Genomic DNA, 22,683 nt, shown 5'->3' with positions numbered 1-22,683 from the left:
ATCGGTCGGCTTCACCCGCTCGACTTGCATGTATTAGGCACGCCGCCAGCGTTCATCCTGAGCCAGGATCAAACTCTCCTAAAAAGTATCCTCAAGAAGAACTGACGAGTCCTTCCTCCACTCTTCAGTTTTCAAGGAACGCCACTTGATTGCCTCTTGCAATCTCGTTTTTCATCCTCCCGCGCTCCCGCGCGGCGACAAGATCAATCTTATCACTTTCGATTCATCTTGTCAACACTTTTTTTCGAGGTTTTTTTGTCCGCCTCTCTCAAATGCATCATTGCGAAGCGAACGAGATTTAGTATAAAGGGTGACCAAGTGATTGTCAACACCTTTTTTCATCTTTTTTCACCGGAATTTTGATTCCTTTTCCCCCAACATTAAGAGCAAGCATGTTCATCGGGGACCCCTTGTTCCCCCATCACAATGAGAACCTGTCTGCCGAATACTGTCCAATGGCTTCCCCGGATCGTTCCACTTACCCCCTGCAAAGAAACAGGTTATCGCTGCTCCGGCACGGTACGCAGGACGCGGGCAAAGTACGCTTCCTTAGAGAGGTTGCCCGCGATTTCATTCCTGCTCCGGGACTTCGCTCGGCTGGATTCGGTCTTCGCTTACCTGGAAAAGCATTTGCTCCTCACACATTCACCAGATACGCCCTGGTCTGACACGCTCACGATGACAAACAACAATCGGGTCTCATTCATATGTTTCCCCATTGATTTCAAATGACGTTGTGATCCGGGCATTCAATGACTGGGCGACGGAACAATATTTGTCACGGGACAGCTCCACCGCCCGACGCACTTTGTCCACGGGCAACTCGCCGGTCAACCGATAATGAACATGAACGTGGGTAAACCGTCTCGGATGATCTTCCGCCCGTTTTCCCGATACTTCCATATCGAATGTTTTCACATCCAGGCGCATTTTCCGCAAAATCTCCACGATATCGATACCCGAACACGCTCCCACACCCGCAAGCAGCAACTCGGTCGGACGAGGCCCTTTGTTTTCGCCACCCACCTCCGGTGCGGCATCGATGGAAAACGTATGGCCGGACGGAGTATGGGATTCAAAATGCATGTTTTCCTTCCATTCCACATTCACCTTCATCCAACAGTCACCTCATTTCGCTACGATGGTAATCAAGATGCTTTCAACAGCTGCGGCCGCCAGCAAAAAGAGTAAAATCCCCACAACCACGATCGGAATCCGTTCCAACAACCGTCGCCAATGGCGGACCACTTCCCTGTGACCGCCGGTTACCAAGCCCCAGACACCCCATGCGGCCATCATTCCCAAACGCATACCGTAGGCGGCACCGACAATCGCGGCGGGCAATTCCAGAATCCCGTGCGGCAAAATCGTTGTCATCAACAGCCACAAAGGGTTCGCACCCGTTTTTTGGGCCGTTTTGGCCAACACCACACCCAGCATCGTCCCGTTGGAAACCAACGCCATCAAGGGAAACACACCGAGAAATATGCCCAGTCCCATCATGGTCAGCACCGCTTTGACGTTGTTCCAATAAATCAACGTAAAAGCCTTCAGGAAGGTAGGGTCCGCACGAATCACCGAAACGGCGCGTTCCAATCGCTCCCATACACCGGCGGCTCGCAGCGTCTCATCCAGGGACCGGGCATTGAAATAACCCAATACCGCACTGATCAGAAACAATAACCCTGCCGCCGCAATCCATCGGCGTTCCTCCCGCAACGCCCGCATCAATCGTACCATGTCCACTTTCCCCTTTCCGCCGGGATGAATCTGTCCCATTTTTGATCATATCGAAGCTCGTCCTTCCATACATTTAAGTATGGGACAAAGGACAGGTTTCCCAATCCGTACAGCAAGGAGGTGGAGGGATGAACTTCTTCTGGATCTTGTCCGGCAAACAGCTGAAACGATATTTCATCGCCGTGGTCGCCCTTCTTTTTGCCCTGGGAATTTATTATGCCGACCATCAACACATTCAAGTGTTTCTGCCGTTCGATACCGGACCGTCAGCTGTTTACAGCGTGGATACGGAGAAGAAGGAAATTGCCTTGACGTTTGACATCAGCTGGGGGGAAGAACGAGCAGGTCCCATTTTGGATGTATTGGAACAAAAAGGGGTGAAAAAGGCGACTTTCTTCCTGTCGTCCCCTTGGGCGGAAAGTCATCCCGACATTGTCAAACGCATCGTGGATGCCGGATATGAAATCGGCTCCCACGGCCACCGTCACGACAATTACAGTCAGTACAGCGATGCACAGATCCGCACACAAATCACAAAGGCGCACCAGATTCTCAGCAAAGTGACGGGAAAAGAGCCAAATCTGATCCGGTTCCCCAACGGCGACTTCGACAAACGCGTCCTGCGCATTGCGAACAGCCTGGGGTATACGACGATCCAGTGGGATACGGATTCCCTGGACTGGATGAACCCCGGCACACAAAAAATCATCAGCCGGGTTTTAGCTAAGGCTCATCCCGGAGACATCATCCTCATGCATGCGAGCGATTCCTGCAAACAGACCCATGAAGCCCTGCCGCAGATCATCGATGGATTGAAGTCCAAAGGATATAAATTCGTCACTGTCTCCGAATTGATCGCCGGTGCCAAAACGGACACCAAAGCAGTGGAATGACAACCTGCCGTCCTTTGAAACTGCCGTGCCATTTTAAGAAAAGCCGTCTCCCACCCCGCTTCATAACGCGTCAGCCGGGAGATGGCTTTCACTCTTCAATGACACCGCTCGTCCCTCACGAGGGTTTATGGATCAATCCCTTTTACTGAGCATCTTCCCGGGAATTGACTGTCCTCAGCCCTTTTCTCTCCGTTTTCCGGTCCGGCGCTACCAACCGGTGCAGCTGCAAAATCTGCCAGGCATTGCACACCATCAATGTGAGAACCATGAAAAACACCATCACAAGGGGCGCTTGTTTCAACGAGGGCCCTGCTTCCATGGCAGTGGCAACCACCATGAAAAAGAGCGTCGGTACAAAGGCGGTCCGATTCGTCATGCGGACTTTGACACAGGCTACAATCCATGCAAGGATCAGCACACTGATCGGCAGCCCCAACTGAGGCCAAATCCCGCCGATTGTTCCGAATTTCACAATGCGCAGATAAGCCAGATCAACTAACACCAAAATCATCAGCAACACTTGTACCAATCGGAACCAAAACGGATTGCGGAAAAATCCGTTCCCCAGCCAGTTGAACATCAGGTAAGCGAAAAATCCCAGTTCTGCCACTGCTGCAAACATCAGACCGGCAAACAGTTGTTTTTTGATGTCCAAACCGAGCGATCCCGTCACCCCATTGAGTAGCGCGCCCACCACGACGGCACCGACCGCACCCAACGCCATCGTCGTCCAAAACAGATAAAACCATTTTCGTAGCGTCATTGTTTCGTCGCTCCCCGTTTCACTCACTGCAACTGGATTGTACCAAATGGAGAACGCCTTTGGCCAGTCGGCATAATCGAGGCGATTTTCATCCATATTAACGGTATGAGCAAATGGAAACGGGGGCGAAACATGCGGTACCTAGCCTTTCTGACCGGTCTGGCGATCTTGGCGACGGCGGGCTGCAGCCCCGCTCAAAAGCCGGAAGAGACGCAAGGACCGGACTATCAGCAGATGAAACAAATGGTGGTGGATGTCCTTCACACCAAAGAGGGAAAGAAAGCGCTGCAGGAAGTGATGAAGGACCCCGAATTCAAAAAGGATATGGTCTTTACGCAAAAGGATTTGGAAACGGCGGTGGCCAAATCCTTCACAGACCCCAATGCGAAAAAGGAATTGGAATCGCTGTTGAAAAAGCCGGAAGTGGCGAAAAACCTGTTCAAAACAGTGGAAAACGAGCAGAAAAACCTGATGAAGCAACTGATGAAAGATCCTCAATACCAACAGTTGATGCTCGATATCATGAAAGATCCGCAGTTTGAGAAAAATGTCCTGCAATTGATGAAAAGCCAGCAATACCGTAAAGAAACCATGAAGGTAATGGAAGACGCCCTGCAAACCCCCAGCTTCAAGGAGAAATTCATGAAACTCCTGCAAGAGGCGGTGAAACAAGCTCAGCAAAAAGGCGGACAAGGCGGGGGTGGTCAAGGCGGACAACAAGGCGGCGGTGGTCAAGGACAAGGCGGTCAAGGGCAAGGTGGTCAGTAAGTAACAAAAACACACCCCGACCAGACGATTGTCGGGGTGTGAAACATTTCTTACGGAATATACCCGTATAATTGTTTGGCCACCTGATCGGAAACCGAGGCCGATCCACCGAAAATGTACACCACATCGGTATTGCCTTCGTTGACATCCAGATACCGTTGCACCTTGGGATCCAGCTTGGACAACGGTGTCAACAGAATCGGCGCACCCATATTGGCGGCCAGCGGTGCTCCGGACAGCGCATCGCTAAACAGGTCGCCGCGGGCAAAAGTTAATGCGAACGACGGCAAGCCGAAGTAATGGATGACATTGACCCCCACCTCATAGCGGTCCGCACCGCCTATTCGTTCCACTGACGCACTGGGACGAGCTTGAAGCAATTGGGCTTTTACCTGATCGGAAACGGTACCTGGCCCACCGACGATGATGAAGTTTTCAATCTGCGGGTTTTTGGCGATGAAGGTTTTAATGGGGGCGGGCAGTTGATCTTTGAGCGTCAGCAGAATGGGCATGCCGCCCCAGCCCGCCACACTGGAACTGCTCATGGCATCGGAAAAAACGGTTCCGCTTACGACGATCGCGGTATCCGATCCGATCTCAGCCACTTTGGAACTTACGGCTGCCGAAACGGCAAACCGATCGGAACCGGAAATGCGCTCCACATCTTGAATACCCAGTTGTTTCAACTGTGTTTCCACAGAAGTGGAAATGGAACCGGTGCCACCCAGAATTACTGCCCTTTCGGGAGCCAGTCGCTTGATCTCCTCCTTGATGGCAGCGGGCAGCCCATTGGAGTTGGTCAACAGAATCGGAGCCCCTTCCAATGAAACGGCCAAAGGTACTCCTGACAAAGCGTCGGTGAACACATCCCCACGCGCCAGCACAACAGTGGACGGACGGTAGAAACGGTGGCTGATTTCCTTGCTGATGTTGGCTGACACTTCAAACCGGTCTTTTCCACCCATGCGTTTCAAGCCCGGTTTGATCACATGGAACCCCTTCCATAACGCACTGCCGTCATGGTTCAGTGCCATCAATGACATGGTGTTGAATCCCAATTGCAAGTAGACATCCTGCTGAACGTTTTGCGGATCGGTCAGCTCCAAAGGCTCATCGTCATTGACGAACAGCACGGCCATCGGCGCGTCTGTACCGGCTTTCACCGTCAGTTTCTGATCCGTCTTGTCCATCCGATAGAAACTTTTGTCCGGGCTGGTCACATTCCATTGCGGCAGCTTTTGGGAGATGTACGTGAAGGGGATTCCGGTGAGCTTCACCGAATAATCGACAGGGATTTCCCCACTGCCGCCGAAGACGACCAAACCGTACGCCCCGGCAGGCAGATTGTCACCGTCAAGGTAGACGTTGTTATCATCGGGGTCCATCGGGACAATCATGTACCCTACTGAGTCGTCGGATGGTGACAACTCCACATGTACTGTACCTCCGTCCGTTTGAAACGCATGCTGGTGAACAGTGAAAAAGTCGATTTGCCCTTGGAACAGCGCCTCGTTTTCAACTGTTTGCGATTTGGCGAGATGCTTGTCCACCCTGTTCATCATGATGCGGAAACGCTGATTCTGCTTGGCTGCTTTCCATTGATGGAGCAACAGTTGCTTTTTGATCAATACCTTGCCTTTCTGGACCGTCGGCTGTTTCCCGACGACCTGTTTTGCCGCGTCCGCAAAAGGTGCCGAAAATCCCGTACCGACAAGCGCAACCACCAACACCACCACGAGCAAAACCGAAATTCGACGCGCATTCGACAACGCCACCGAACTCCTCTCCGATTTTCCAAATTTCAACTGCAACTCCATTTTAATGGGTGAAAGGGCATTTGTAATGAGTCAAAAGACCTAAAATACGACTTTCGGCATAAAAAACCACCGGCCAGTATGGCCGGTGATGCGAGAGTTGCTCGCTCAATTGAGATAACTGGACAATTGTTGTTCCGTCGTGGACGATACCGATCCGTATCCGCCCAAAATGTACATTTGATCAGTTTCCCCGCGGTGTTCGGAAAGGAATGCCTCCACATTGGACTCCAACTTGGTCGAGGTGGTTAACATGATGGGGGCACCGGTGAATACCGCCAACGGACCACCTGACAGTGCATCGGCAAAGACATCCCCGCGGGCAAACACCATCGTGGTCAGATCCATGTCGTAATGTTCCATACCGTATTTGGCCACATTGATGGCTACCTGATAACGGTTGGCGCCGCTGATGCGTTCCACGGTGCCGTATTTGCTCAATTCGTTTTTCACGTTGTCAGATACCGTCGCCGGCCCGCCGACGATGATGAAATGTTTGATATTCGGGTGACTTTGGATGAACGAAGTGATAGAAGCCGGCACTTTATCCGTTCCCACCAGCAAAATCGGCATGCCCAACTGACCCGCCAAGCTGGAGGATGACAGCGCATCCGGGAAGTTCAGCCCGCTCGCCACAATGGCGGTGTCTTGGTACGGGCTCGCCACTTTGGCAGCCACAGCGGCCGACACGGCGAAACGGTCGCTCCCGGCAATACGCTCAATCTCGCTGACACCCATCGACTTCAGCTGGCTTTCCACCGTAGTGGAAACGGACCCCGTTCCGCCAAGGATGATGGCTCTGCGCGGATGAAGCCGTTGAATTTCCGATTGGATGGAGCCGGGAAGCGAACTGGTTGACGTCAGCAAAATCGGAGCCGCTTCCTGAGCCGCCAGCGGACCTCCGGACAACGCGTCCGTGAACAGATCGCCACGGGCGATCACAATCGTATCCGGATACAGACCGATTTGCTCCAGTTCCTTGCTGATGTTGGCTGATACCTCATATCGATCCGCTCCCGCCAGGCGTTTCAGGGTGGGCACCAGCAAATCGTAATGAGACATCACTGCGTTGCCGTTGGCATGCATCGCGTAAAAATCGGCGGAATTCCAGCCTCCGTTCAAACGCATGCCGTAGGAGAAGGTACCGGGTGCCGTCAGGCTGACCGGCTCTTCGTCGTTCGGATATACGTCCAAACTGTCGGCATCGGAACTGCCGTTGAACGTATAGCTGGTCGTTCCCTTGGCCAGCCGGGTTTCATGACCGCTCGGATTGGTGACGGAGAGAGAAGGCAATTGGGTCGGGGCGTTGCTGAACGTCACACCGCTCAGTTGGTAATGATAGCTCACCGGTGTGTCGGAAATGCTGTACACTGCAAACACATAATCTCCCGCAGCCAACTGGTTGCCTTCCACCGGTTCTCCCGTATACGCATCATAGATCTCGTAATCCAGCCATTCACTGGGGGCGAGATCCTTCACTTCCAGCGTACCGCCGTTGCTCACGCTGAAAAAGTATTCATGGGATGTGTACACATCCAGCCGGTTTTGATAGTCCACCGCGGCCACATCCATCGCCCGTACGTTACCCGATTGGGTCGACGAAGCACGGGCCTGCTTCAGCTCAGTGGCATGGTCCCGAATCGCCTCCTGCAAACGTTGCTCCCAAACTTGTTTTTTCAACCCCGATTGAGTGGAAGCCACGCCGGACCGTCCTTCGGCATGGGCGGCAGGCGACAGTGCGATGGTGGATACCAGTGCCAACGACAATACGGAAGAAACCAACTTAATCGCTTTGTTCGGCAAACAGACCTCTCCTTTCAACCCCTAAGAAGTAACAAAAAACAGGACCCGAGCGATACTCATTATAAATCGTGGGGTCCTTGAAGTAATGGGCCTAAAGTCCCAGAAAATGATTTTATTTTTGGTGGAAATAATGGATTTTAAGGAGATTATTTACAAAACAGCAGATCAGATGTGAGCCCAAGACATAGGATTCTTGGGTCGTTTCGCGTCCGCAGTCCGTTTCCGCTTTGGACAATGCCCAAGTTTTGGGGTGTGTCATCACCCCGTCCCAAGCAGTTTTACAAATAACGCTGCATGTATCGCCAGAGCGGCGTACCTGCGACCAACGGAAGTGCCCGTGGTATTACCAGTAGCGCTCATTTTCCTTTACTCACGCTCAAGGTTATACCTGATGGGAAATCTACGCCACCAGAACCTCCTGCCATGACGTACAAAATCCTACTACCAGTAGGATGGGCACAGCCCGATGAGGGATAACGGGCAAAGCTGTCTTACTTCCCACGATTCAAATACCTCAAGGGTAATTCCTATGGTCGCCGTGGGCTTTCAGGACAGCCATTTCGTAAAACCGGAAAAAGATGGTCTGTTTCTCGGAAGCGACCTTCAAGCGTTTCCATTACGGAATGAGAGGGGGCCTTGTTCACCCGGACAAACGGGCTTTATCAGTCACCTCCCAACCCGTCCCAGGTCGTCTCCCGTTCACGCCACCCGATCCATTGGTGAGCCGGCGTGAACAATGTCGGATAGACGAGAAACCCCAACAAAATGCTGGTCAACGCAGAAGAAGCAGTGAATGAAAACATGATCAGCAACTGGTATCGTACCGCTTCGATCGGATTGGTACCCGCAATGATCAATCCGGTCATCATTCCCGGCAACTGTACCAGGCCGACGGTTTTCAACGAGTCGATGATCGGGATCATGCCGGAACGAATCGAACGCTTCAACAGACGCGCACTGGCCTGGCGGCGTGTGGCACCGAGCGACAATGCGACCAGAATTTCCTCGCGCATGGATTCGGACAGTTCTTTCATCCGATTGAGCAACAGGGACGAAACCACCATACTGTTGCCGATGACCATCCCGCTGACGGGAATCAAAACTTGTGCTTTGACCGGTATCAGTTTCATCCAGACCATCATCAGCAGGGTGAACCCGGTAACCACGGACAATGTAAAGAAAATGCGCAAGAAAATCCGGGGAATTCCCTTGCCGCGGGTCGCTGAATTGCGAGCGGCGACCACGATCATCACCGTCCACATCAACACCATCCAATAGGCACTCTGTCGGCTGAAAACGAAATGCAGCACATACCCGACGGCGGTCAACTGAATGGCAGCGCGAATCGTCCCGATGACAAGATCGCGTTCCAGACCCAGCCGCAACCATAGCGAGAAACCCATCGCCACCAATACAAATGCCAGTGTCCATAATGTTGCCGTCGCTGTCACGTCTTCACCCGCTCCTTCCGCCGCAGTTGGCCGTTTTCCAGAACCCAGATTTCCTCTGCGATTCGCTCGGCCTGTTGCGGATCATGCGTGATCCAGACAATGGTTCTTCCTTCCTTGTGCAAGCGGCAGATCTCCTGTTCCACCACTGATGCCCCTTTCGGGTCCAGTGCGGAAGTAGGCTCATCCATCAGCAGTACCGGGGAGTCCAATGCCAAAGACCGCGCCAGGTTGACCCGCTGTTTTTCTCCACCCGACATCTGTTCCACCCGCCGCGACAGATACGCTGCGGGCAAGCCCACCCGCTCCAACAAACGCACCAATTCCTTCCGGTTCACCCTCTCTCCCGCCAAGTTGTAGGGATAGGACAGATTGTCTTCCACCGTTCCGGGAAACAGTACAGGCGTTTGAAACACATAATGAACCTCCCGGCGAAGCCGAACGGGGTGCCACTCGGTCAAGGGTTTCCCCCGATAGGTGATGCTTCCCCGATCCGGCTCCTCCAAACGGTTCAGCAAGCGGAACAACGTGCTTTTCCCCGTGCCGGAAGGCCCCATGACGGCAATCATCTGACCGGCATTAATCGAGGCGGTCACTCCGTCGAGGGGACGCCACTCCCCCTCGGTTGTCCGGTATATTTTGACTACATCATGTAATTGGATGAGCGGCGCTTCTCCCATCGTCATCCTCCCTTCACAAAAAAAGCACCGGTAAACCCGGTGAAGACTGTTTGCCTCAAGTCATTGAACGACTGTATGGTTCTTTTCTGTTCTTCCAGGTAGTGACGAGCGGCTTACCAACCCCGGCCGAGCCAAGACCCGGAAAGAGAAAGATTCACCCGACACGACCTAAACGCTTTCATTCAAAGGCTCGCCCGCTGATCATGATTATTCTGTACCCGGATCGTCCATTTCTTTCCCGATATTATTTTTCCGTCATGCAGTGGTTACTTCCGTCAGGCGAATCACCTTTTGTGCCAATTGGCGGTACAGTTTCCCTGTTTCCGTTTCCGGCCGGTAAACGGAAGGTGCAAAATCGGGCGCGTCCATATCATTGTCCGGTGCTCCCAACGGGATCTGCACCAACAATTCCGTACGCAGTTCCTGCGCCAATTTTTCCCCGCCGCCTTTCCCGAACACATAATCCCGGTGACCACACTCGGAACACGCGTACCACGACATGTTCTCCACCACACCCAGGATTTCGTGCTTGGTGTGCAACGCCATCGCTCCTGCGCGGGCGGCAACGAATGCGGCAGTCGCATGGGGCGTCGTGACGATGATCTCCGAACTTTGCGGGATCAATTGGTGCACGTCCAAGGCGACATCCCCGGTTCCGGGCGGCAGGTCCAACAGCATGTAGTCCAGTTCACCCCAGTGCACCTCAGTGAAAAAGTTGCGCAACATTTTGCCCAACATGGGACCGCGCCAGATGACGGGCGAATTGTCCTGTACGAAGAAGCCCATCGACATCACCTTGACTCCGAAGCGCTCCACCGGCAAAATCGTTTTGTCGATCACAGTGGGGCGCTGTTCGATCCCCATCATATCCGGAACACTGAACCCGTAAATGTCGGCATCAATGATCCCCACTTTTTTTCCTTCACGAGCCAAGGCGACAGCGAGGTTGACGGTGACCGTCGATTTACCGACGCCCCCTTTCCCGCTGGCCACAGCAATAAACCGGGTCGGAGAATCCTCCGCCAAGAGCGGTGAAATCGGTTGTCCCGGCATCGGTCCGCCCGCGGCCGACGGTCCCCTGCGCTCAGCTTGCAAACGGGCGGAAAGAGAGGAACGCTCTTCATCGGTCATGGAACCGAAACGTACGTCCACATCCTCCGCGCCCAACGCCTGGATGGACTGTACCACATCTTCACGGATTCTTTCCTTGAGCGGACATCCTTGGATGGTCAAAATCACATCCAGTGACACTTTTTTCCCCTGGATGCGAATATTGCGAATCATGTTGAGCTCAACCAAGCTCTTGTTGATTTCGGGGTCTTTCACATCGCGTAGGGCATCCAACACTCTCTCTTCGGTCAACATCGATGACAACACCCCAATATTCATTCAGTTTTTATTCAGGTGGATGACAACATCAGCGGGCATTTCGATTGCCTCTCAAGCTCCAAACTCGACGGGTTCACCCGCTCCTGACATCGTGTGTGGCCCAACCACTTGGTCAGCAGTCTCCAGTCTTCAATGCCATTATATCACACTATCGTTCCTCATCCGGTAAGCGTTCACCCGAATAGAACCGGAGAATCCCGTAATAGATGGCAGCCGCCAGCTTTTTTTGATATCCTTCATCCCTCAGCATCGCTGCCTCCCGGGGATTGGACAAAAAACCGACCTCGACCAATGCGGCCGGTACCGGCGAAGTTTTCAACAGGAAAACCCCGCCGTTTTGTTTGGGTAATCGGGTGGTATTGCCCAGCTTGTGGGTTAATTCTTTCTGAATCCAAGTGGCCAATCGTTTGTTGGCCTCCCTGCTGGGATGATAAAACGTCTGTGCCCCCGACCAACGGGAAGAAGGAATCGCATTGAGATGGATGCTGATCAACGCGTCAGCCCGACTGCTTTTGATCAACCTGGCCCGCGCGAACAAATCCTGCGTTTTGCGACGGCTCAATCCTTTGGTGCCTTCATCGGCCAAATCGCGGTCAACTTCCCGTGTCAATACGACAAGGGCACCCGCTTCCTGTAAATAGTCCCGCAAATAAAGGACGATCGGCAAGGTCACATCTTTCTCCACCAGCCCGTCTGCACTGACGGCCCCGCCATCAGGACCGCCGTGACCCGGGTCCAACACGATCACCTTTCCCGCCAGCGGCATGTTCCACGCTGTACGGAAACCCGAGTCCGTCCACATGTACAACCCGATCGCCACGACAAAAGACAACACGACAAGCGCCAACCACCTGCCTGAGCGCCTGCCGATGATCTGGCGCCTCAGCAATATCCACCACCATGATTCCCGCATAAGATCCCGCCCTTTTCGCGATTGATCCTGTCCCCATGTATATGGGACGAGCGGGGTGGATATGTTATCGTTTTTCCAGGCGTCGGGACAAGCCGTGATGGACACCGAGTGAAAACCACTCAGGCACCATGGCTTCCATCGCGATCCAGACCGATTCGACCGCCCAGTCGGACAATATGAGAGACAAGCTGAACTCTTCTGCAATGGATTGGATCAGTTCATTTCCCCGATGTTCATACACTTCATCGTAAATCCCCACCCAGGCCATGGGGCGGCTGGAAAAGCGAGGGGGACACCGGTCGTAAAAAATGGACCGACTCGCTGTAATCCCCAGCAAAAATGCTTCATACGCAAGCCGATACAATGCTTCGCAAACCGGAATCTGACGTTCTTCCGGCAAGTACACCAGCGTGGGAATCATGACTTTGTCCATAAACCGGTCCATTCGATCCCACGGAAAACCTTCCAATGCTTCCTGTCGAAGGCGTTCCGTCCGGGCCGCCTGCAACCGTTCGATGGGAATGACGCGCGCCATATGGCCATCTCCGTTTCCTATCTCCAATCTCCAACCGTCAACCATCATCCAGCGTATATCTCCCGTTTGTCCGGTTAAACCCGTTTCCTCCCGCTGCTAAAAGATCGCTCGTGGGAAACAGGCCGCCCATTCCTGGGGTCTGCGCACCAGACGCACCTGGAGCACAAGCTTAGTGTTTCCTCGGTTTACGATCCTTCATGCGCACAACGACTGATCACCCTGTATGAGGCAACAAAAAACCCCCGCCTGCACAGGCGAGGGTGTGTGATCCTGCCGATTACCGTTTGGAGAATTGCGGAGCACGGCGGGCTTTTTTCAAGCCGTATTTCTTCCGTTCTTTCATCCGCGGGTCACGCGTCAGGAAGCCGGCCTTTTTCAGGGTCGGGCGAAGATCCGGATCCACTTTCAACAGCGCACGGGCGATGCCGTGACGAATCGCACCCGCCTGACCGGTGAAGCCGCCCCCATGCACGTTCACCAACACGTCGTAACGGTTCAAGGTATCGGTCAACACCAACGGTTGACGTACGATGGCTTTCAACGTTTCCAAGCCGAAATATTGGTCCAAGTCGCGGCCGTTGACCACGATGCGGCCGTCACCGGGAACCAGCCGAACGCGGGCGACCGATTCCTTGCGGCGACCGGTTCCGTAAAATTGGACTTGTGCCACGATCGGTTCCCTCCTTTAGATTATCCGCGAAGCTCCCACACTTCAGGATTTTGCGCCTGATGGGGATGTTCCGGTCCTGCATAGACTTTCAGTTTTTTGAACTGCTTCCGTCCCAAGCTGTTTTTGGGCAGCATGCCTTTGACGGCCAGCTCGATCATCCGTTCCGGACGGTTGTTCCGCATGTCGCCGGCAGTGGTCGCTTTCAATCCACCGGGGTAACCGGAGTGGCGATAGTAGATTTTCTTGGTCGCTTTTTTACCGGTCAATTCCACTTCGCTCGCGTTGATCACGATGACGAAATCGCCGGTGTCAACGTGAGGGGTGAATTGCGGTTTGTGCTTCCCGCGCAAAATCGCCGCGACTTGGGAAGCGACCCGGCCAAGGGGTTTCCCCTTCGCGTCGACCACATACCATTTCCGCTCCACCTCATTCGGTTTGGCCATATATGTGGTTCGCATCGATGATCCTCCTCGATTGCAGACGATTGATCGTCCGTCACAGTTTGCAGATAATATATCCAAAACGTTCGCGCCGAATTGTTTCCACCGGGGCTATTCAGTGGAAAATACCAACGACCATAATATATCAAATCGGGGTCAATGTCAAGGAGCGTCCTTGATCATCCCGGAGTATTTGGATTGATGAAACCCCTTTTTCCCGGATGAGCATCACTTGTGAAACACATACGCTTTCAAAGGTCGGACACATGGTGGAGTATATTGGCTGAAGTGGGATTTACAAATGGATGATATGATATCCATGCGCTGGTTCATGAGTTGTTTTTAGGCGATCCGGAACTGATGCGTATTTTATTCAGAGAAAGCGATGTTATGGATCTTACTGAAACGGCTTATCTTGCAAGATGAGCGACTCCTTTCTTCCGGATCAAGACTCAGTCGGTTGCCCCAGGGTGTGTTTGGTTTGCTGTCCACATTACGTTCCCTGCTCGCTCCACCTGCGCCCACAAGGAAGCAAGCCATGACCGCTTCAAACCCGTAATACTGAACGCGGGCAAAGTGCGCTTCGCTGAGAGAAATTTGTCCGCGATTCCATTCCTGCGCTTCCCGGTTTTTCGCTCGGTCGGGCTTGTTCGATCGCCCGTCCGGGAAAACATTGCCCCATTACGGTTTCATCAGACACACCCTATTCGACTCCCTCCCACGGTTCATAGCCCACCTCGACCATCGTCAACCCTTCCGGCGGCATGGTTTTGCCCGCAGCGGAACGATCCTTGACGGCCAAGGCACGGGAAATCGATTCCGGGGTTCGTTTGCCCATCCCCACTTCCACCAGTGTCCCGGCGATGATTCGGACCATGTTGTACAAAAACCCGTTTCCGGTCACCTCGATCAGCAGTTTGTCGCCTTGTTCGTGAATCTCGCAACGGTAAATGGTACGAACCCGATCTTCCACTGGCGATTTGGCAGAAGAAAACGAGGTGAAGTCGTGCGTTCCCACCAATTGGTCGGCGGCGAACCGCATCCGCCGTACATCCAATGATACGGGAAGATGGGTGGCATACCGGCGCGTGAATATGTCCGGTACCGGGGAACGGTCGATGACGTACCGATAGGTTTTCCAGCAGGCGTCTTTGCGCGCATGGAAGGTCGGTGCCACCTCCTCGGCCAAACGGATGGCCAAATCCCTGGGAAGCGACTGGTTGAGCACGGTGACCCATCGTTCGACGGGCATGGGATTTTCCGTTTCAAAGTGACACACCTGTCCCCACGCATGAACGCCGGCGTCGGTGCGCCCCGCCCCCGTCACACGGGTTTCGGTACCGTTCAAACGCGAGATGGCATCTTCCAAAGTGCCCTGCACCGTCCGCTTACCAGGCTGGCGCTGGAACCCGTGAAAATCGGTGCCGTCGTAAGCGACCGTCAATTTGATCTTGCGCACGTTCACACCCCTTTCAGCCGGACTCTCGATTGTGTCTGATCCATGATGGCCCCAGATGGTTTTCCGGTTGCTTCACCTGTACCCGTTGCGGAAGCAGATCATGACGCGCCGGTTCGGGGCGCAGGATGCGGCAAGTACGCTTCGCTCACAGGGAAATGACCCGCGATTCCATTCCTGTGCTTTCCGGGTATTGGATTTTCACACCGGGAAAGCGTTGCTCCCTTGCGGTTTCATCCGACACGTCCCAACACCCATACGCCGATGATCAGTCCGCCCATCACCGCCCACAATGCCCAGTCCAGCCGCGAAAATCGCAATTCCCGCAACCGAGTGCGTCCCTCCCCTCCCCGGTATGCCCGCGCTTCCATCGCCATCGCCAGATCTTCCGCCCGCTTGAGCGCGGAGACAAAGAGGGGAATCAGGACAGGGATGAAACTTTTGGCACGTCCCAGCATCCCGCCCGATTCAAAATCGGCACCGCGGGCCATCTGTGCCCGCATGATTTTCTCCGCCTCTTCCCACAATGTCGGGATGAACCGGAGCGCGATCGACATCATCAGTGCCAGTTCATGGACGGGTACGCCGATCCGTTTGAGCGGTTTCATCAGCCGCTCCATCCCTTCGGTCAAATCCACGGGCGTCGTGGTCAACGTGAGCAACGTGGCCATCGTGATCAGCAGCAGGAACCGCACAGACATCCAAACCGCCTGTTTGACGCCTTGTTCATGGATGCTGATCGGTCCCCATTGCCACCACAGATCCCCGCCTTTGGTCAGGAAAACGTGCAACAGCGCCGTAACGGCAATCAGCCACAAAATCGGCTTCATCCCGCGCAAGAGCAGCCGCCAGGACACACCCGACAACGATACGCCGATGAGGTTGACGAGGATAAACAGCAAGTAAGCTGCCGGAACACGCACCCAGAAAACCGCGGTGAGATAAACGAATACAAACACCAGCTTGGCCCTGGGGTCCATCCGGTGAACCGGAGATTCTCCCGGAATGTACTGCCCGATAATCGGCTTACCGAACGGGTTCATCGGACGCCCCCTCCCCGCGACGGTTCGCCAATAACCGCGACAACACCTCTGCCGTGAAACAATCCAGGGGAAGCGGCGGGGCCAGCTTGCGGTTCAACCGGTGAATCAATGCGGTGATCTCGGGAATGTCCAACCCCCATCCCCGCAATCGGCCTTCATCGGCAAAAACGTCGGCGGGCGGCCCCTGCAACACGCATCTGCCCTGATGCAACACAAATATGTGTTCGGCATAACGGGCCACCTCTTCCATGCTGTGGGAAACAAGCAGTACGGTCATCCGCCGCTCGCGGCGCAATCGATCCACCTGCTGCAACAAAGCCTCTCTCCCTGCCGGATCGAGGCCCGCCGTCGGTTCGTCCAAAATCAGGACTTGCGGGAACATGGCCAATACGCCGGCGATCGCGACCCGGCGCATCTGTCCACCGCTCAGCTGAAACGGCGAACGGTCCGACAATGATTCGGGCAGCCCCACCCAATGCATTGCCCGTCTCACACGGTCGCGGATTTCTTCTTCCGGCACGCCCCGGTTGCGGGGACCGTAGGCGATGTCATTTTCCACCGTATCCGCAAACAATTGATGCTCGGGATATTGAAAGACAATGCCCACATGACGGCGCAACGAGGACAGAGAGGGACTCCGTTCGTTCACTTCCGTCTCCCCGACACGGATGGTACCTGTCTCCGGTCGGAGCAAACCGCCGATCAGCTGGACCAACGTGGACTTTCCAGAGCCTGTCGGACCGATCACCGCGGCCAGCGTTCCGGCCGGCACATGGAGATCCAGTTGTTTCAAGGCTTGTTTTTCCTGCTGTGTTCCCCGTCCGTAAGTGAAACTGACTCCCCTGAGATCGATCTGCATACCGCTTCCACCCATTTCTCCGTCTCCGTCCACGATACGGGCAAATCAAACCCGAACCGAGTCAACCGATGGTGTAATGCCGCCATCAGCGGAACTTCGAGTCCCCACGCCGACAACCGGTCAATATCTTGGAACACTTCTTCCGGTGTGCCGTCCATCTTCACTTCTCCGTCCGCCATGATCAGCAGGCGTTTGGCGTGCGCCGCCTCTTTCGCTGAGTGTGTAATGTGGATGATGGTCATTCCTTCCCGATGCATCCGATGCAAAATATCCAATACACTCTGCCGCCCTGCGGGATCCAGCATTGCCGTCGCTTCATCCAACACAATAGCCTCTGGTCGCATCGCCAGTACGGCAGCGATGGCAAGGCGTTGCTTTTGGCCCCCGGACAATAGGTGCGGGGGCCACTCCTCCATACCTTCCAAGCCCACTTGCGCCAACACTTCGGGTATGCGGCGCACCATCTCCTCACGCGGAACGCCGAGGTTTTCCATCCCGAAGGCGATCTCGTCCCGCACCGTGGTGGCCACCAACTGGTTGTCCGGGTTTTGAAAGACCATACCCACTCTCTGCCGTATTCGCCAAAGGTGCATTTCGTCATCGGTGCTGTACCCGTCGACCTGCACTCTGCCTTCCTTGGGCAGAAGCAAGCCGTTCATCAGACGGGCCAGGGTCGATTTACCCGAACCGTTGGGACCCATAATCGCCACGTATTCCCCTTTGGCGACGGTAAGCCGCACCTCTTTCAATACCCACCGGTCTTTCGGTGGCGGGTCCGGTTCATAGTAGAAGCCCACATCTTCCATCTCGATAAAGGGCCGCATGCCACCATGCCTCCATAAAGAAAAAAGGGCAGATTTCAGGACCAAAGCGATCCTGCCCTCTCCCTTTCATCCAAAAACAACGAGCTGGTTCCAGATTACTTGACGAGTTCCAGATAGACCATCGGAGCGGCGTCGCCGCGGCGCGGTCCGATCTTGATGATACGGGTGTATCCGCCTTGTCGTTCCGCATAACGGGGCGCGATTTCGTCAAAGAGCTTTTTCACCGCGTCCACTTTTTCGTGCGTCACTTCCGCCCCGTCTTTCACCGTGTGGGAACGATGCTTGCGAACGAAAGCCGCCGCTTGACGACGGGCGTGCAAGTCGCCGCGTTTGGCCAGGGTGATCATTTTTTCGACGATGGAGCGCACTTCTTTGGCTTTCGCTTCGCTGGTTTCAATCCGTTCATTGATGATCAGGTCGGTGACGAGGTCGCGGAACAACGCTTTACGAGCCGCGGAATTACGACCCAGTTTCGCGTATGCCATGGGTTATCCCTCCCCCTTGATCCAAGTTGTCGGTTACTCTTCTTTGCGCAAGGAGAGACCCAGTTCGGCCAGTTTCTCCTGCACTTCCTCCAGGGACTTGCGCCCCAGGTTCCGTACTTTCATCATGTCTTCTTCCGTTTTTTGCGTCAGCTCTTGCACGGTGTTGATGCCGGCCCGCTTCAGACAGTTGTAAGACCGGACGGACAGATCCAGCTCTTCGATGGTCATTTCCATGACTTTTTCTTTTTTGTCTTCTTCTTTCTCTACCATGATCTCGGCTTCTTTGGCTTCATCCGTCAGGCCGACGAACAGCATCAGATGTTCAGTGAGAATCTTGGCGCCCAGGCTGACCGCTTCATCCGGACGCAAGCTGCCGTTGGTCCACACTTCCAGCGTCAGCTTGTCGTAGTTGGTCACTTGGCCCACGCGCGTATTCTCCACTTTGTAATTCACCCGCTCGATCGGGGTGTAAATCGAATCGATCGGAATCACACCGATCGGTTGATCTTCTTTTTTGTTCCGGTCCGCCGGAACATATCCACGTCCACGGTTGGCAGTCATCCGGATTCGCAAATGACCGTCATCGGCCAGCGTGGCGATGTGCAAATCCGGGTTCAACACCTCGACATCGCTGTCAGCTCGAATGTCGCCCGCTTTGACTTCTCCGCCGCCTTCCACATCGATCTCCAGCACTTTTTCTTCGTCCGAATGGATCTTCAATGCCAGCTTTTTCAGGTTCAGAATGATCTCCGTAGTATCTTCGACAACACCCGGAATGGTAGAGAACTCATGCAAGACTCCGTCGATCTGGATGGAGGTGACTGCCGCACCCGGAAGGGAGGACAGCAAAATGCGGCGGAGGGAGTTACCCAACGTGGTGCCGTACCCCCGTTCGAGGGGCTCCACCACAAACTTGCCGTACCGGTTATCTTCACTCATTTCCACGGCTTCGATTTTCGGTTTTTCGATTTCAATCATACGGTTAGAAACCCTCCTTCAGAACGTCACGTTCCGGGTGAGATCGCACCTGTAGGCAAATTCTCTCACCCTCTTTCATTCGCCGGAGGGCAAGAGACTACCTCCCGTCCTATCCAGTATACACACATTTTTGGCAAGGTAAACCAAATCAGAGACTGGAAGGTTTCTATCCGCTCAGACACGACGACGTTTCGGCGGACGGCATCCGTTGTGCGGAATCGGCGTCACGTCTTTGATCAGGCTGACTTCCAATCCGGCCGCCTGCAAGGAACGGATCGCCGCTTCCCGACCCGCACCCGGACCTTTCACCAATACTTCCACTGTACGCATCCCTTGTTCCATCGCTTGTTTCGCGGCTGATTCGGCAGCCATCTGCGCCGCAAACGGGGTGCTTTTGCGCGAGCCTTTGAAGCCCATCGTACCGGCGCTCGCCCAAGCCACTGCGTTGCCGCGCGGATCGGTGATGGTAATGATCGTGTTGTTGAACGTCGAACGGATGTGCGCCACACCGGATTCAATGTTTTTACGCACACGACGTTTCACGCGCTGAGTGGTGGTTTTCCGCTTGGCCATGGTATTCCCTCCTTACATTATTTCTTCTTGTTCGCAACCGTCCGGCGCGGACCTTTCCGAGTCCGGGCGTTGGTTTTCGTCCGTTGACCGCGCACCGGCAATCCGCGGCGGTGACGGATTCCGCGATAACAACCGATCTCAATCAAGCGTTTGATGTTGAGCGCGACTTCGCGGCGGAGGTCCCCCTCCACGATCAGGTTTTTGTCGATGTAGCTCCGCAGTTTGGACACTTCGTCTTCGGTGAGGTCACGCGTCCGGGTGTCCGGGTTGATGCCGGTTTCCGCCAGAATTTTTTTCGCCGTAGAGCGTCCAATGCCGTAGATGTAGGTCAGGGCGATTTCGATCCGTTTCTCGCGCGGCAGGTCTACCCCTGCAATCCGTGCCATGTGTCACACCTCCAGTCTTATCCTTGTTTTTGCTTGTGCTTCGGGTTTTCGCAAATCACCATCACGGTACCTTTGCGACGAATCACTTTGCATTTTTCACAAATCGGTTTTACCGAAGGTCTCACTTTCATTCGGTTTCCCTCCTGTCTTCCCACGTGGTGCCCAGCCCGTGTCGTTTCCTTGCATGGAATCGTCCGATCCAACCCGAAACCGAACCCGCTTGTGCCAGGCACCGCCATCACGCTTACTTGTACCGGTACGTAATGCGGCCGCGGGTCAAGTCGTACGGGGAGAGCTGGACCGTCACCTTGTCACCGGGCAAGATTCGGATAAAGTGCATACGAATTTTGCCGGAAACATGCGCCAGCACTTTGTGGCCGTTCTCCAGTTCCACTCGAAACATCGCATTGGGCAACGGCTCGATAACGGTTCCTTCCACCTCGATCACATCTTCTTTGGCCATTGACCTCACTCTCCTTTCTGCTCCTCACCGTGGTGAAGCAGGTATTGGTTCAGGGCGTACCGTAACTTCGCGTTCGTGACGCGACCGGTCTCAGCCAACGCATCCGCCACTTCATGTGCGATGTGATGGGTCGGCTGGATATGCCTGATATTCTTTTTCTTCGGGCGGTCGAATTTTCTTTTGTCTCCGTCTGCCAACAAGACAAAACGCGGTTCTTCCACTCCGACGATGATCGCATACGTCCCCGCCTCCCGACCGCGCAGCACGCGGACGATCTGGCCAAGACGTGGTCGACTTTCGGCATCAGTCACGTCCACATCACCCTTCACCCGTTATCAGCTGTGGTCAATATTTCATGGCCGTCTTCCGTGATCGCGATGGTGTGTTCAAAATGGGCACATAAGGAACCATCCTGTGTCACAACCGTCCAATTGTCCGCCAGGGTGCGCACAAAACGGCTCCCGGCGTTGACCATCGGTTCAACGGCCAGGGTCATACCCGGTTTTAACCGAGGACCGCGCCCCGGCGTCCCGAAGTTGGGAACACTTGGTTCCTCATGCAGGTTTTGACCGATGCCATGCCCCACGTATTCCCGGACGATCGAAAACCCTGCCTGCTCGACATGCGACTGGATCGCGTGCGCGATGTCACCGATCCGCGCCCCGGGCTTGGCCTGCTCCAATCCCTTGTACAGGGATTCCTCCGTCACTTTCAGAAGACGGGCTGCCGTTTCAGAAACCTCGCCAACCGGGTATGTCCAAGCCGAGTCGCCATGGTATCCTTGGTAACAAGCGCCGATGTCGACACTGATGATGTCTCCCTCTCGGAGCACGCGATCCCCCGGAATCCCGTGCACAAGCTCGTCATTGACCGAGGTGCATACACTCCCGGGAAATCCGTTGTACCCCTTAAACGAAGGAGTGGCGCCGTGCTTGCGAATCACCTGTTCGGCTATCCGATCCAGTTCCCGAGTGGTGATTCCAGGACGAATCGCTTCCCTGATCGCCTGATGGGTGAGGTACACAATCCGCCCGGCTTCCCGCATGCGTTCCAGTTCCTTCGCCGACTTCAGGATAATCATGCGTTCGACCCTCTAATCGTCGTCATGATGGAAGCCGTCACTTGTTCGATCGGTTGCTCGCCGTCAATCGTACGCAGAATCCCCGTGGACTCATAGTACTTCAGCAGGTGATTCGTTTGCTCCAAGTTGACTTGGAGCCTTTTGGCCACGGTTTCCTCGCGATCATCATCTCTTTGGTACAATTCCCCGCCACAGCGGTCACAAACACCTTCCTGACGCGGCGGCGCAAACACCACGTGATAGGTGGCACCGCAGTTGCGGCAGATACGACGGCCGGTGAGCCGTTTGACCAATTCCTCTTCGCCGACGCGAATATAGATCACATGATCCAATCCGCGTCCCATTTCCTTCAACAATTCATCCAACGCTTCCGCTTGCGGGACCGTTCGAGGAAATCCGTCCAACAGAAAACCTTCCGCACAATCATCTTTGCCCAAGCGATCCCGAACGATACCGATCGTCACCCGGTCCGGCACCAGTTGCCCTTGATCCATATAGGACTTGGCTTCCAAACCGAGCGGCGTTCCTTCTTTAACCGCCTGCCGAAACATATCGCCTGTCGAGATGTGCGGGACGGAGAATGCTGCGACGATCCGTTCAGCCTGCGTGCCTTTACCGGCTCCGGGCAGTCCCATCAGGACCATATTCAAGGTGCATCCCTCCCGGTTTCCACTCACAG

At 54.5% G+C, this 22,683-nt stretch carries 27 protein-coding genes and 1 rRNA gene; 2 read left to right on the top strand and 26 right to left on the bottom strand.

The genetic code is table 11. The features are described 5' to 3' along the window. The 3 genes from JQC72_RS07260 to JQC72_RS07250 form a co-directional block, all read right to left on the bottom strand. Window positions 1–84: ribosomal RNA gene (locus JQC72_RS07260) — 16S ribosomal RNA — on the bottom strand; the annotation flags it as partial. A gap of 615 nt (window positions 85–699) precedes the next feature. Next, entirely contained in the window at window positions 700–1,116 is a 417-nt protein-coding gene (locus JQC72_RS07255; RefSeq protein WP_205494263.1) for an OsmC family protein, read from the bottom strand. Window positions 1,117–1,128: 12 nt separating this feature from the next. Next, window positions 1,129–1,740 carry a stage II sporulation protein M gene (locus JQC72_RS07250; protein WP_205494260.1) on the bottom strand — a complete coding sequence of 204 codons (612 nt, stop codon included), beginning with the start codon at window positions 1,738–1,740 and terminating at the stop codon, window positions 1,129–1,131. Window positions 1,741–1,868: 128 nt separating this feature from the next. Between JQC72_RS07250 and pdaB the strand changes: the two genes are divergently transcribed. After that, a complete protein-coding gene (pdaB, locus tag JQC72_RS07245; protein ID WP_205494259.1) occupies window positions 1,869–2,633 on the top strand; it encodes a polysaccharide deacetylase family sporulation protein PdaB in 765 nt (254 codons plus the stop codon). A 142-nt stretch (window positions 2,634–2,775) separates the two neighbouring features. Here pdaB and JQC72_RS07240 read toward each other — a convergent pair whose 3' ends face one another. After that, entirely contained in the window at window positions 2,776–3,396 is a 621-nt protein-coding gene (locus JQC72_RS07240; RefSeq protein ID WP_205494257.1) for a KinB-signaling pathway activation protein, read from the bottom strand. 132 nt (window positions 3,397–3,528) lie between these two features. Here JQC72_RS07240 and gerD point away from each other — a divergent pair, with 132 nt between their 5' ends. Continuing rightward, window positions 3,529–4,164, top strand: a complete 636-nt coding sequence (gene gerD / locus JQC72_RS07235) for a spore germination lipoprotein GerD (protein ID WP_205494255.1) — start codon at window positions 3,529–3,531, stop codon at window positions 4,162–4,164. A gap of 50 nt (window positions 4,165–4,214) precedes the next feature. Here gerD and JQC72_RS07230 read toward each other — a convergent pair whose 3' ends face one another. From JQC72_RS07230 to JQC72_RS07125, 22 genes are all read right to left on the bottom strand, one after another. Next, on the bottom strand, window positions 4,215–5,933 hold the full coding sequence (locus JQC72_RS07230; RefSeq protein ID WP_205494253.1) for a cell wall-binding repeat-containing protein: 1,719 nt from the start codon (window positions 5,931–5,933) through the stop codon (window positions 4,215–4,217). A 153-nt stretch (window positions 5,934–6,086) separates the two neighbouring features. Further along, on the bottom strand, window positions 6,087–7,781 hold the full coding sequence (locus JQC72_RS07225; protein ID WP_205494250.1) for a cell wall-binding repeat-containing protein: 1,695 nt from the start codon (window positions 7,779–7,781) through the stop codon (window positions 6,087–6,089). Window positions 7,782–8,443: 662 nt separating this feature from the next. Further along, on the bottom strand, window positions 8,444–9,232 hold the full coding sequence (locus JQC72_RS07220) for an ABC transporter permease (RefSeq protein ID WP_205494248.1): 789 nt from the start codon (window positions 9,230–9,232) through the stop codon (window positions 8,444–8,446). Beyond that, window positions 9,229–9,909: an ABC transporter ATP-binding protein gene (locus tag JQC72_RS07215; protein WP_205494246.1), complete on the bottom strand. Its 681-nt coding sequence runs from the start codon at window positions 9,907–9,909 to the stop codon at window positions 9,229–9,231. The genes JQC72_RS07220 and JQC72_RS07215 overlap by 4 nt, the downstream gene beginning before the upstream one ends. Before the next feature lie 255 nt (window positions 9,910–10,164). Next, window positions 10,165–11,274: an iron-sulfur carrier protein/transcriptional regulator SalA gene (gene salA / locus JQC72_RS07210; protein WP_205494236.1), complete on the bottom strand. Its 1,110-nt coding sequence runs from the start codon at window positions 11,272–11,274 to the stop codon at window positions 10,165–10,167. Window positions 11,275–11,446: 172 nt separating this feature from the next. Continuing rightward, window positions 11,447–12,211 carry an N-acetylmuramoyl-L-alanine amidase CwlD gene (cwlD, locus tag JQC72_RS07205; RefSeq protein WP_205494235.1) on the bottom strand — a complete coding sequence of 255 codons (765 nt, stop codon included), beginning with the start codon at window positions 12,209–12,211 and terminating at the stop codon, window positions 11,447–11,449. Window positions 12,212–12,275: 64 nt separating this feature from the next. Further along, window positions 12,276–12,794, bottom strand: coding sequence for a hypothetical protein (locus tag JQC72_RS07200; protein ID WP_205494234.1), 519 nt, complete (start codon window positions 12,792–12,794; stop codon window positions 12,276–12,278). A gap of 229 nt (window positions 12,795–13,023) precedes the next feature. Further along, window positions 13,024–13,416 (bottom strand): 30S ribosomal protein S9, encoded by a 393-nt coding sequence (gene rpsI, locus JQC72_RS07195; RefSeq protein ID WP_205494233.1) that lies wholly within the window; start codon window positions 13,414–13,416, stop codon window positions 13,024–13,026. Window positions 13,417–13,436: 20 nt separating this feature from the next. Next, complete coding sequence (gene rplM, locus JQC72_RS07190; protein WP_205494232.1) at window positions 13,437–13,874, bottom strand: 50S ribosomal protein L13; 438 nt, start codon at window positions 13,872–13,874, stop codon at window positions 13,437–13,439. A 685-nt stretch (window positions 13,875–14,559) separates the two neighbouring features. Next, window positions 14,560–15,315, bottom strand: a complete 756-nt coding sequence (truA, locus tag JQC72_RS07185) for a tRNA pseudouridine(38-40) synthase TruA (RefSeq protein ID WP_205494231.1) — start codon at window positions 15,313–15,315, stop codon at window positions 14,560–14,562. Between the two features lie 230 nt (window positions 15,316–15,545). Continuing rightward, window positions 15,546–16,355 carry an energy-coupling factor transporter transmembrane component T family protein gene (locus JQC72_RS07180; RefSeq protein WP_205494230.1) on the bottom strand — a complete coding sequence of 270 codons (810 nt, stop codon included), beginning with the start codon at window positions 16,353–16,355 and terminating at the stop codon, window positions 15,546–15,548. After that, the gene (locus tag JQC72_RS07175; protein ID WP_205494227.1) at window positions 16,339–17,214 is read right to left on the bottom strand and encodes an energy-coupling factor transporter ATPase; all 876 of its coding nucleotides are present in this window, start codon (window positions 17,212–17,214) and stop codon (window positions 16,339–16,341) included. The genes JQC72_RS07180 and JQC72_RS07175 overlap by 17 nt, the downstream gene beginning before the upstream one ends. Further along, window positions 17,145–18,038 (bottom strand): energy-coupling factor transporter ATPase, encoded by an 894-nt coding sequence (locus JQC72_RS07170; RefSeq protein WP_205494225.1) that lies wholly within the window; start codon window positions 18,036–18,038, stop codon window positions 17,145–17,147. The genes JQC72_RS07175 and JQC72_RS07170 overlap by 70 nt, the downstream gene beginning before the upstream one ends. 95 nt (window positions 18,039–18,133) lie before the next feature. Then, entirely contained in the window at window positions 18,134–18,523 is a 390-nt protein-coding gene (gene rplQ / locus JQC72_RS07165; protein WP_205494223.1) for a 50S ribosomal protein L17, read from the bottom strand. A gap of 33 nt (window positions 18,524–18,556) precedes the next feature. After that, window positions 18,557–19,501 carry a DNA-directed RNA polymerase subunit alpha gene (locus tag JQC72_RS07160; protein WP_205494221.1) on the bottom strand — a complete coding sequence of 315 codons (945 nt, stop codon included), beginning with the start codon at window positions 19,499–19,501 and terminating at the stop codon, window positions 18,557–18,559. Window positions 19,502–19,675: 174 nt separating this feature from the next. Beyond that, window positions 19,676–20,074 carry a 30S ribosomal protein S11 gene (rpsK, locus tag JQC72_RS07155; protein WP_205494219.1) on the bottom strand — a complete coding sequence of 133 codons (399 nt, stop codon included), beginning with the start codon at window positions 20,072–20,074 and terminating at the stop codon, window positions 19,676–19,678. Window positions 20,075–20,091: 17 nt separating this feature from the next. Beyond that, window positions 20,092–20,460, bottom strand: a complete 369-nt coding sequence (gene rpsM / locus JQC72_RS07150) for a 30S ribosomal protein S13 (protein WP_205494217.1) — start codon at window positions 20,458–20,460, stop codon at window positions 20,092–20,094. A 17-nt stretch (window positions 20,461–20,477) separates the two neighbouring features. Continuing rightward, the gene (gene rpmJ / locus JQC72_RS07145) at window positions 20,478–20,591 is read right to left on the bottom strand and encodes a 50S ribosomal protein L36 (protein WP_003322638.1); all 114 of its coding nucleotides are present in this window, start codon (window positions 20,589–20,591) and stop codon (window positions 20,478–20,480) included. 113 nt (window positions 20,592–20,704) lie between these two features. Further along, window positions 20,705–20,923, bottom strand: coding sequence for a translation initiation factor IF-1 (infA, locus tag JQC72_RS07140; protein ID WP_173224352.1), 219 nt, complete (start codon window positions 20,921–20,923; stop codon window positions 20,705–20,707). Window positions 20,924–20,928: 5 nt separating this feature from the next. Further along, window positions 20,929–21,234, bottom strand: coding sequence for a KOW domain-containing RNA-binding protein (locus JQC72_RS07135; RefSeq protein WP_205494208.1), 306 nt, complete (start codon window positions 21,232–21,234; stop codon window positions 20,929–20,931). Between the two features lie 14 nt (window positions 21,235–21,248). Further along, on the bottom strand, window positions 21,249–22,004 hold the full coding sequence (gene map / locus JQC72_RS07130) for a type I methionyl aminopeptidase (protein ID WP_205494206.1): 756 nt from the start codon (window positions 22,002–22,004) through the stop codon (window positions 21,249–21,251). Next, entirely contained in the window at window positions 22,001–22,654 is a 654-nt protein-coding gene (locus tag JQC72_RS07125; protein WP_205494204.1) for an adenylate kinase, read from the bottom strand. The genes map and JQC72_RS07125 overlap by 4 nt, the downstream gene beginning before the upstream one ends. Window positions 22,655–22,683 lie beyond the last annotated feature (29 nt).

It is taken from the genome of Polycladomyces zharkentensis, assembly GCF_016938855.1.
Classification (GTDB): Bacteria; Bacillota; Bacilli; order Thermoactinomycetales; family JIR-001; genus Polycladomyces; species Polycladomyces zharkentensis.
The sequence above is the reverse complement of the archived record's forward strand: the minus strand, read 5'-3'. Positions and strand labels throughout refer to the sequence as shown.

What these genes read in the sequence shown, in the direction of transcription:
- infA (WP_173224352.1), bottom strand. Translation starts at nt 20,923, where the DNA reads ATGGCCAAAGAAGATGTGATCGAGGTGGAAGGAACCGTTATCGAGCCG.
- cwlD (WP_205494235.1), bottom strand. Translation starts at nt 12,211, where the DNA reads ATGCGGGAATCATGGTGGTGGATATTGCTGAGGCGCCAGATCATCGGC.
- JQC72_RS07160 (WP_205494221.1), bottom strand. Translation starts at nt 19,501, where the DNA reads ATGATTGAAATCGAAAAACCGAAAATCGAAGCCGTGGAAATGAGTGAA.
- JQC72_RS07250 (WP_205494260.1), bottom strand. Translation starts at nt 1,740, where the DNA reads ATGGTACGATTGATGCGGGCGTTGCGGGAGGAACGCCGATGGATTGCG.
- salA (WP_205494236.1), bottom strand. Translation starts at nt 11,274, where the DNA reads ATGTTGACCGAAGAGAGAGTGTTGGATGCCCTACGCGATGTGAAAGAC.
- rplM (WP_205494232.1), bottom strand. Translation starts at nt 13,874, where the DNA reads ATGCGAACCACATATATGGCCAAACCGAATGAGGTGGAGCGGAAATGG.
- JQC72_RS07200 (WP_205494234.1), bottom strand. Translation starts at nt 12,794, where the DNA reads ATGATGGTTGACGGTTGGAGATTGGAGATAGGAAACGGAGATGGCCAT.
- JQC72_RS07180 (WP_205494230.1), bottom strand. Translation starts at nt 16,355, where the DNA reads ATGAACCCGTTCGGTAAGCCGATTATCGGGCAGTACATTCCGGGAGAA.
- JQC72_RS07240 (WP_205494257.1), bottom strand. Translation starts at nt 3,396, where the DNA reads ATGACGCTACGAAAATGGTTTTATCTGTTTTGGACGACGATGGCGTTG.
- JQC72_RS07170 (WP_205494225.1), bottom strand. Translation starts at nt 18,038, where the DNA reads ATGCGGCCCTTTATCGAGATGGAAGATGTGGGCTTCTACTATGAACCG.
- pdaB (WP_205494259.1), top strand. Translation starts at nt 1,869, where the DNA reads ATGAACTTCTTCTGGATCTTGTCCGGCAAACAGCTGAAACGATATTTC.
- rpmJ (WP_003322638.1), bottom strand. Translation starts at nt 20,591, where the DNA reads ATGAAAGTGAGACCTTCGGTAAAACCGATTTGTGAAAAATGCAAAGTG.
- rplQ (WP_205494223.1), bottom strand. Translation starts at nt 18,523, where the DNA reads ATGGCATACGCGAAACTGGGTCGTAATTCCGCGGCTCGTAAAGCGTTG.
- map (WP_205494206.1), bottom strand. Translation starts at nt 22,004, where the DNA reads ATGATTATCCTGAAGTCGGCGAAGGAACTGGAACGCATGCGGGAAGCC.
- JQC72_RS07215 (WP_205494246.1), bottom strand. Translation starts at nt 9,909, where the DNA reads ATGGGAGAAGCGCCGCTCATCCAATTACATGATGTAGTCAAAATATAC.
- JQC72_RS07175 (WP_205494227.1), bottom strand. Translation starts at nt 17,214, where the DNA reads ATGCAGATCGATCTCAGGGGAGTCAGTTTCACTTACGGACGGGGAACA.
- JQC72_RS07255 (WP_205494263.1), bottom strand. Translation starts at nt 1,116, where the DNA reads ATGAAGGTGAATGTGGAATGGAAGGAAAACATGCATTTTGAATCCCAT.
- gerD (WP_205494255.1), top strand. Translation starts at nt 3,529, where the DNA reads ATGCGGTACCTAGCCTTTCTGACCGGTCTGGCGATCTTGGCGACGGCG.
- rpsK (WP_205494219.1), bottom strand. Translation starts at nt 20,074, where the DNA reads ATGGCCAAGCGGAAAACCACCACTCAGCGCGTGAAACGTCGTGTGCGT.
- rpsM (WP_205494217.1), bottom strand. Translation starts at nt 20,460, where the DNA reads ATGGCACGGATTGCAGGGGTAGACCTGCCGCGCGAGAAACGGATCGAA.